We start from the raw sequence: 6713 nt of genomic DNA on the forward strand, positions 1-6713 counted from the left end.
GGCCGCCCGGGCCGTTACGGCCGCAGGGACTCGTGGCGCAGGTCGGTCCGGTCGAGCTCGGGGTCCGGGGCGGCCAGCGGGGCCGGCGGGGCGGCCTGCCGGCCGGAGGCGTCGGCGGCGGGGGCCACTCCGGCCCACTGCTGGATCCTCGCGGTGGCCAGGGCCTTCTCGCCGTCCTGGAGCTTGGCGACGTTGGCCCCGTGGTTGGCGCCCGGTGCGATCATCACGTAGCTGTCGGTCGTCCCGTAGCCGACGTGGAAGGGCTCGGCGCCCCACGGGTCGTTCTGCCCGTACACGAAGAGCATCTGGTGGGCGTTGTTGCGCACCCAGGTGTCCACGTCCGCCATGGCCCCCGGCCGGAAGGTCATGGGGATGTCGCGCGGGACGAAGTTGCGCGGCGGCTGGTAGCCGTAGCGGCTGAGGCCCTTCAGCCAGGGCTGCTTGATGTCGGGCGAGCCGAGCTGGGTGCCGGCCTGGTAGTAGTACGGCGTGTAGGTCTCCAGGCCCTGGTCGGCGTAGGCCGAGAAGCCGGAGATGGTGTCGACGCTGTCCCAGATCTGCTGGTCCGTCGCGGTCCTGGCGTCCGGGAGCGTCGCGCAGTCGGAGAGCAGGCTGTACTGCCAGAAGGCCCAGGTGTAGTCGAGGACGACGGCCTCGAACGCCTTGTCCAGGCTGCCGACGGTGTTGAAGGTCCAGCCGTTGGCGGCGGCGGCCTCCTTGTACTTGGCCTCCAGCGGCTCACGGCGGGTCAGGGCCTCGCGCTGGACGGCGGCCAGCTTGTCGCGGCACTCCTTGGTGCCGACCTTGGTGAAGAACCGGTCGTAGGCCGAGTCCTCCTTGTTGACCACGTCGTTGGGGGCGACGTAGGCGACGACGCCGTCCATGTCGCGCGGGTAGAAGCGTTCGTAGTACGTCGCCGTCATACCGCCCTTGCTGGCGCCGGTGGCGAGCCAGTTCTTGGTGTAGATCTGCTTCAGGGCGGTGTAGATCCGGTGCTGGTCGCTCGCGGCCTGCCAGATGTCGAGCTTCGACCAGTCCGCCGGGTCGGGGCGGGACGGGTTGAAGAACCGATACTCCATGGACACCTGGTTGCCGTCGACTATGGTCGTCGGCTCCGCCCGGCGGGGGTTGGTGTTGACGTTGTAGCCGGAGGTGTAGAACACGGTCGGCCGGGAGTCGTCCTTGTGCAGCAGGGTGATGCGCTGCTTGAAGGTGCCCTTCCACGGCTGGTGGTGGTCGACGGGCTGTTCGTAGTTCAGGACGAAGAACCGGTAGCCGGGGTACGGCTTCTCCTCGATCAGGCTCATGCCCGGGATGGCGAGGATCCGGTCCTTGATGTCCGCGGTGGCGCCCTGTCTGCTGGTGCCCTGCCCGGCGGTGGTCGGTGCGGCGGACGGCTCTGCGGCGATGGCCGCCTGAGCCGTGAGTCCGGCCGAGCCGAAGGTGCCGATCAGCACCGCGAGCGGCAGCAGCCGGCCAAGCGTCTTGCGCATGCACTCTCCCCATTCGGTCCACTGGTGGTCGCCGTGAACCTAGCGGGGCCAACACGCCCGTGAACAGTACCGGTTGGGCCTCGGCGTCAGCACAGGATCCAGCCGGACTCCACGGATCCGGCCGCCACACTCCCCTTTACATACACACATCGGCTGATCGCACCCACGGTGACGGGGCCCGCGTACCGGGTGAATTGCCCCGCATCGCCCACCGGGACCCCGCCGCGCGGCTGAACGCTCACCGCGAGGTGGCGGCGCTGCCCGGGGTGCAGGGCGACGGTCACCGCGCAGACCTGCGCCCGGCTCCGGTAGACCCGCACCTCGGCGTCCGGCAGCGGCAGCGTGCGGACCAGCTCTCCCGCGCAGCCGCCGGTGGCGGCCGCGGCCTGCGGCGCCGCCGCGAACACGCCGCCGACGGCCAGCCAGAGCGCGGCCCCGGCCGCCCCCAGCGGCACCCGCCCCCGCGCCTTCCACCCCTGAGACATCCCCGGCCCCCCGATCCGTCGTACGTACCACGTACTGGTGTACATACGACGCGCCGGACCCCCGGAAGGTTGCACTACCCTGGGCGATCGATCCCTTGCATTCCGTAGCCATGAAAGGCCCCCGCCCATGACGACCGACCTGCTCGACCGGAAGCTGGAGCGCGCGTTCGCGCACCTGGACGCGGACGACAACGGCGTGATCGACGAGAAGGACATGATCGCTCTCGGCTCCCGGCTGCTGACCGCGCTGGCCGAGCCCGCCGACTCCCCCAAGGCGGTGGAGGTGTTCCGCGGGCTGACCGACTTCTGGGTGGAGCTCTTCAACGAGCTGGGCGTCGGCCAGGACCAGAAGCTGTCCCCGCAGCAGTACCGCGACGGGATGACCCGCCTGTACAAGGACGGCGGGCCGGCCTACGAGAAGTCGTTCCGGCCGATGATGAAGGCGATGCTCACCGTGGCGGACACCAACGGGGACGGGCACATCAGCCCCGAGGAGTTCCACAAGGCGCAGCTGGCCTTCGACACCCGGCTGGAGCCGGCCGACGCGGACGCCCTCTTCGCGCGGATCGACAAGAACCACGACGGCTACCTGTCGCTGGACGAGCTCCTGGACGCGGTACGCGAGTACTACACCGGTGAAGACGAGGACGCCCCGGGCAACCTGCTCTTCGGCGAGCTCTGACACCCGCTCCGCTACCCGGGGCGTACTCCTCCTGGGGGGCCCGCTACGCGGCGGCCGCCGGCTCGTCCTCGCCGGCGAAGGTCCGCCACAGCTCGGCGTAGCGGCCGCCCCGGGCCAGCAGTTCGGTGTGGGTGCCGTCCTCCACGACCCGGCCCCGGTCCATGACCACCACCCGGTCGGCGCGGGCGGCGGTGGTCAGCCGGTGCGCCACCACCAGGGTGGTGCGCTTGCCCGCGAGCCGGTCGGTGGCCTGGTTGACCTGGGCCTCGGTGGCGAGGTCCAGGGCGGCGGTGGCCTCGTCCAGCAGCAGCACGTCCGGGTCGACGAGCTCGGCGCGGGCCAGGGCGATCAGCTGGCGCTGGCCCGCGGAGAGGTTGCGGCCGCGTTCGCTGACGGTGGCCAGGTAGCCGCCGTCGAGGGTGGCGATCATGTCGTGGGCGCCGACCGCGCGGGCGGCGGCCTCCACCTCCGCGTCGCTCGCCTCCGGCCGCCCGTAGGCGATGGCGTCGCGGACCGTCCCCGGGAAGAGGTACGGCTCCTGGGGGACGACGCCCAGCCGGTGGCGGTACCCGGTCAGGTCCAGCTCCCGCAGGTCGGCGCCGTCGGCGGTGACCCGGCCGGCGGTCGGGTCGTAGAACCGGGCCACCATCTTGACCAGGGTGGACTTCCCCGCGCCGGTCTCCCCGACGAAGGCGACGGTCTGCCCCGCCGGGATCCGCAGGCTGATGCCGCGCAGCGCCTCGCCCTTCTCACCCCGCTCCTCCGCGGTGGCGTACGCGAAGCGCACGTCCTCGAAGGCGATCTCGCCGCGCAGCGCGGCCACCTCGCGGGGGGCGGCCGGGGCCGGGGTGGTGGTGGGCTCGCGCAGCAGGTCCTGGATGCGGCCGAGGGAGACGGTGGCCTGCTGGTAGCCGTCGAAGACCTGGGAGAGCTGCTGGACCGGGGCGAAGAACAGGTCGATGTAGAGCAGGTACGCCACCAGCGCGCCGGTGGTGAGGGTGGCCGCCTCCACCCGGCCCGCGCCGACGATCAGCACGGCCGCCGCCGCGCCCGAGGACAGCAGCTGGACGAAGGGGAAGTAGACGGATATCAGCCACTGGCCGCGTACCCGGGCCTGGCGGTAGGAGTCGCTGCGCTCGGCGAAGCGGCCGGCGCCGGAGTGCTGGCGGCGGAACGCCTGCACCAGGCGCAGCCCGGCCACGGACTCCTGGAGGTCGGCGTTGACCAGGCCGACCCGGTCGCGGGCGAGCTCGTACGCGGCGACCGACTTGCGGCGGAAGACGATCGTGGCGAGGACCAGCACCGGCAGGGTCGCGAAGACGATCAGCGCGAGTTCGACGTCGAGGACGAGCAGGGCGATCAGGATGCCGAAGAAGGTCAGGACGGAGACGACGGCGGTGACCAGCCCGGTCTGCAGGAAGCTGGAGAGGGAGTCCACGTCGGTGGTCATCCGGGTCATGATCTTGCCGGTGAGCTCGCGCTCGTAGTAGTCCAGGCCGAGGCGCTGGAGCTGGGCGAAGATCTTGACGCGCAGGGCGTAGAGCACGCGCTCGCCGGTGCGGCCGGTCATCCGGGTCTCGGCGACCTGGGCGGCCCACTGGGCGACCACCAGGGCCAGGGCCAGGGCGGAGGCGGCCCACACCGCCCCCAGGGCGGCCTTCTCCACGCCCTGGTCGATGCCGTGCCGGATCAGGACCGGCAGCAGCAGACCGGCGCCGGCGTCGAGGGCGACGAGGCCGAGGCTGATGGCGAGCGGGGCCCAGAAGCCGTGCAGCAGCCGGCGCAGTCCATAGCTCTCCTCGGCGGACGCGGCGCGGGCCTCGTCCACCTCGGGCCGGTCGTCGGCCGGCGGGAGGGCGGCGACCTGGGCGAGCAGCTCGGGGGTGGCGCCGGGCGCGGGCTCCTCGCCCTTGTCGCGGCGCCGCCACAGCTCGGGGGTGACCCCGTCGGCGACGCGCCGCTTGGCGCTCACCTGCTCGGAGTCGATCTCGGCCTCCAGCTCGATGTCCCGTTCGAGGTCGCGCTGGCCGTCGCGCTGGATGTCGCGTTCGAACTCGGTCATGGAGGGCGCGTCGGAGGTGCGCGGGGAGCCGGCGCCGAGGGCCTCGGGGTCGGTCAGCAGGCGGCGGTAGAGGGGCGAGCGGCGCTCCAGCTCCTCGTGCGTGCCGACATCGGCGAGGCGGCCGCCGTCGAGTACGGCGATCCGGTCGGCGAGGGCGAGGGTGGAGCGGCGGTGGGCGATCAGCAGGGTGGTCCGGCCGGCCATGACGGCGCGCAGTGCCTCGTGGATCTCGTGCTCGACGCGGGCGTCCACGGCGGAGGTGGCGTCGTCGAGGAGGAGCAGCCGGGGGTCGGTCAGCAGGGCGCGGGCGAGCGCGATGCGCTGGCGCTGGCCGCCGGAGAGGGTCAGGCCCTGTTCGCCGACCTTGGTGTCGTAGCCGTCGGGCAGCGCCTGAATAAACGATTCCGCTTGGGCCGCGCGGGCGGCCGCGCGTATCTCCTCGTCGGTGGCCTCCGGGCGGCCGAAGGCGATGTTGGCCCGGATCGTGTCGGAGAAGAGGAAGGAGTCCTCGGGCACCAGGCCGATGGCGGCACGCAGGGAGTCGTACGTCAGCTCGCGCACGTCGTGGCCGCCGACGCGGACGGTGCCGTGGTCGGCGTCGTAGAACCGCGGCAGGAGGAGGGAGACGGTGGACTTGCCGGAGCCGGAGGCCCCCACGACGGCGACGGTCTCGCCCTCGGCGATGCTCAGCGAGAACCCGTCGAGGACGGGCCGCTCGGGGTCGTAGCCGAAGCGGACGTCCTCGAAGGCGACGGTGGCGGGGGCGTCGGCGGGCAGTTCCCGCGTGCCCTCCTCGATCACCGGCTCGGTGTCGATGAGCTCGAAGACCCGCTCCACACCGGCGCGGGCCTGCTGGCCGACGGTGAGCACCATGGCGAGCATGCGGACGGGGCCGACGAGCTGGGCGAGGTAGGTGGAGAAGGCGACGAAGGTACCGAGGGTGATGTGCCCGCGCGTGGCCAGCCAGCCGCCGAGGGCCAGCATGGCGACCTGCCCCAGCGCGGGGACGGCCTGGAGGGCGGGGGTGTAGCGGGAGTTCATCCGGATGGCGCGCATCCGGCCGCCGAACAGGCGCCGGCCGGCCTCGCGGAGCTTGCCGGTCTCCTGCTCCTCCTGCCCGAACCCCTTGACGACGCGCACCCCGGTGACGGCCCCGTCGACGACGCCGGCGACGGCGGCGGCCTGGGCCTGGGCGTACCAGGTGGCGGGGAAGAGCTTCTTGCGGCTGCGCTTGGCGATGAACCACAGCGCGGGGGCCATCAGCAGGGCGACCACGGTCAGCAGCGGCGACAGCCAGACCATGACGCCCAGGGATATCCCGAACAGCAGGAAGTTGCCGATGGTCATGGGCAGCATGAACAGCAGCCCCTGGATCAGCTGGAGGTCGGTGGTGGCCCGCCCGACGACCTGCCCGGTGGACAGCTCGTCCTGCCGCCGCCCGTCGAGGCGGGCGATGGTGGCGTACATCTCGGTGCGCAGGTCGTGCTGCACGTCGAGGGCGAGGCGGCCGCCGTAGTAGCGGCGGATGTAGGTGAGCACGTAGACCAGCAGGGCGGCGCCGACGAGCAGGCCGGCCCAGGGCCCCATCGGCTTGCTCTTCTCCCCGATGACCTCGTCGATGATCACGCGGGTGACGAGCGGGACGAGCGCCATGACGGCCATGCCGGCCAGCGAGGAGCCGAGTGCCAGCAGCACGTTGAGTCTGTACCGCCAGGTGTAGGCGGCCAGCCGCCTGCCCCAGCCCTGTTTCTCCCCTGCCGCCGTCACGTGGGTGCCTCCCCGTAGGTCCTGTCCTGCCGAGACCCCCAACGCTCCGACCGGCGTATTTCATCCCGCCGCAACAATCCGAACATCCGCGTGCGGCGCCTCCGGCGCACGCCGGGAGCGCCCGGACGGGCTAGGTGTATTGACCTGCAGGGTTGTTGACGCGGGTGATGGGCGGGTGTCCGTCGAGTGCGGTGTGGCAGCGGTGGTGGTTGTAGGTGTGGAGG

Annotated in this window: 4 protein-coding genes; 1 reads left to right on the plus strand and 3 read right to left on the minus strand. The window is 72.1% G+C overall.

The features are described from left to right. Positions 1 to 14: 14 nt before the first annotated feature. Together ABZ716_RS24385 and ABZ716_RS24390 are read right to left on the minus strand one after the other, a co-directional pair. Entirely contained in the window at positions 15 to 1493 is a 1479-nt protein-coding gene (locus ABZ716_RS24385) for an aminopeptidase (RefSeq protein ID WP_358961698.1), read from the minus strand. A gap of 86 nt (positions 1494 to 1579) precedes the next feature. Continuing rightward, positions 1580 to 1978: a hypothetical protein gene (locus ABZ716_RS24390; protein WP_351885379.1), complete on the minus strand. Its 399-nt coding sequence runs from the start codon at positions 1976 to 1978 to the stop codon at positions 1580 to 1582. 127 nt (positions 1979 to 2105) lie between these two features. On the opposite strand from ABZ716_RS24390, the gene ABZ716_RS24395 reads away from it, so the two are divergent. Continuing rightward, on the plus strand, positions 2106 to 2660 hold the full coding sequence (locus ABZ716_RS24395; protein ID WP_358810065.1) for an EF-hand domain-containing protein: 555 nt from the start codon (positions 2106 to 2108) through the stop codon (positions 2658 to 2660). A 43-nt stretch (positions 2661 to 2703) separates the two neighbouring features. Here ABZ716_RS24395 and ABZ716_RS24400 read toward each other — a convergent pair whose 3' ends face one another. Continuing rightward, positions 2704 to 6489, minus strand: coding sequence for an ABC transporter ATP-binding protein (locus ABZ716_RS24400; RefSeq protein WP_358810066.1), 3786 nt, complete (start codon positions 6487 to 6489; stop codon positions 2704 to 2706). Between the last annotated feature and the right edge of the window lie 224 nt (positions 6490 to 6713).

Origin of the sequence: Streptomyces sp. NPDC006687, from assembly GCF_040636215.1 — a bacterium.
Lineage (GTDB): Bacteria > Actinomycetota > Actinomycetes > Streptomycetales > Streptomycetaceae > Streptomyces.

Excerpts from the sequence above, each read along its gene's own strand:
- ABZ716_RS24385 (WP_358961698.1), bottom strand. The coding sequence starts at position 1,493 with ATGCGCAAGACGCTTGGCCGGCTGCTGCCGCTCGCGGTGCTGATCGGC.
- ABZ716_RS24390 (WP_351885379.1), bottom strand. The coding sequence starts at position 1,978 with ATGTCTCAGGGGTGGAAGGCGCGGGGGCGGGTGCCGCTGGGGGCGGCC.
- ABZ716_RS24395 (WP_358810065.1), top strand. The coding sequence starts at position 2,106 with ATGACGACCGACCTGCTCGACCGGAAGCTGGAGCGCGCGTTCGCGCAC.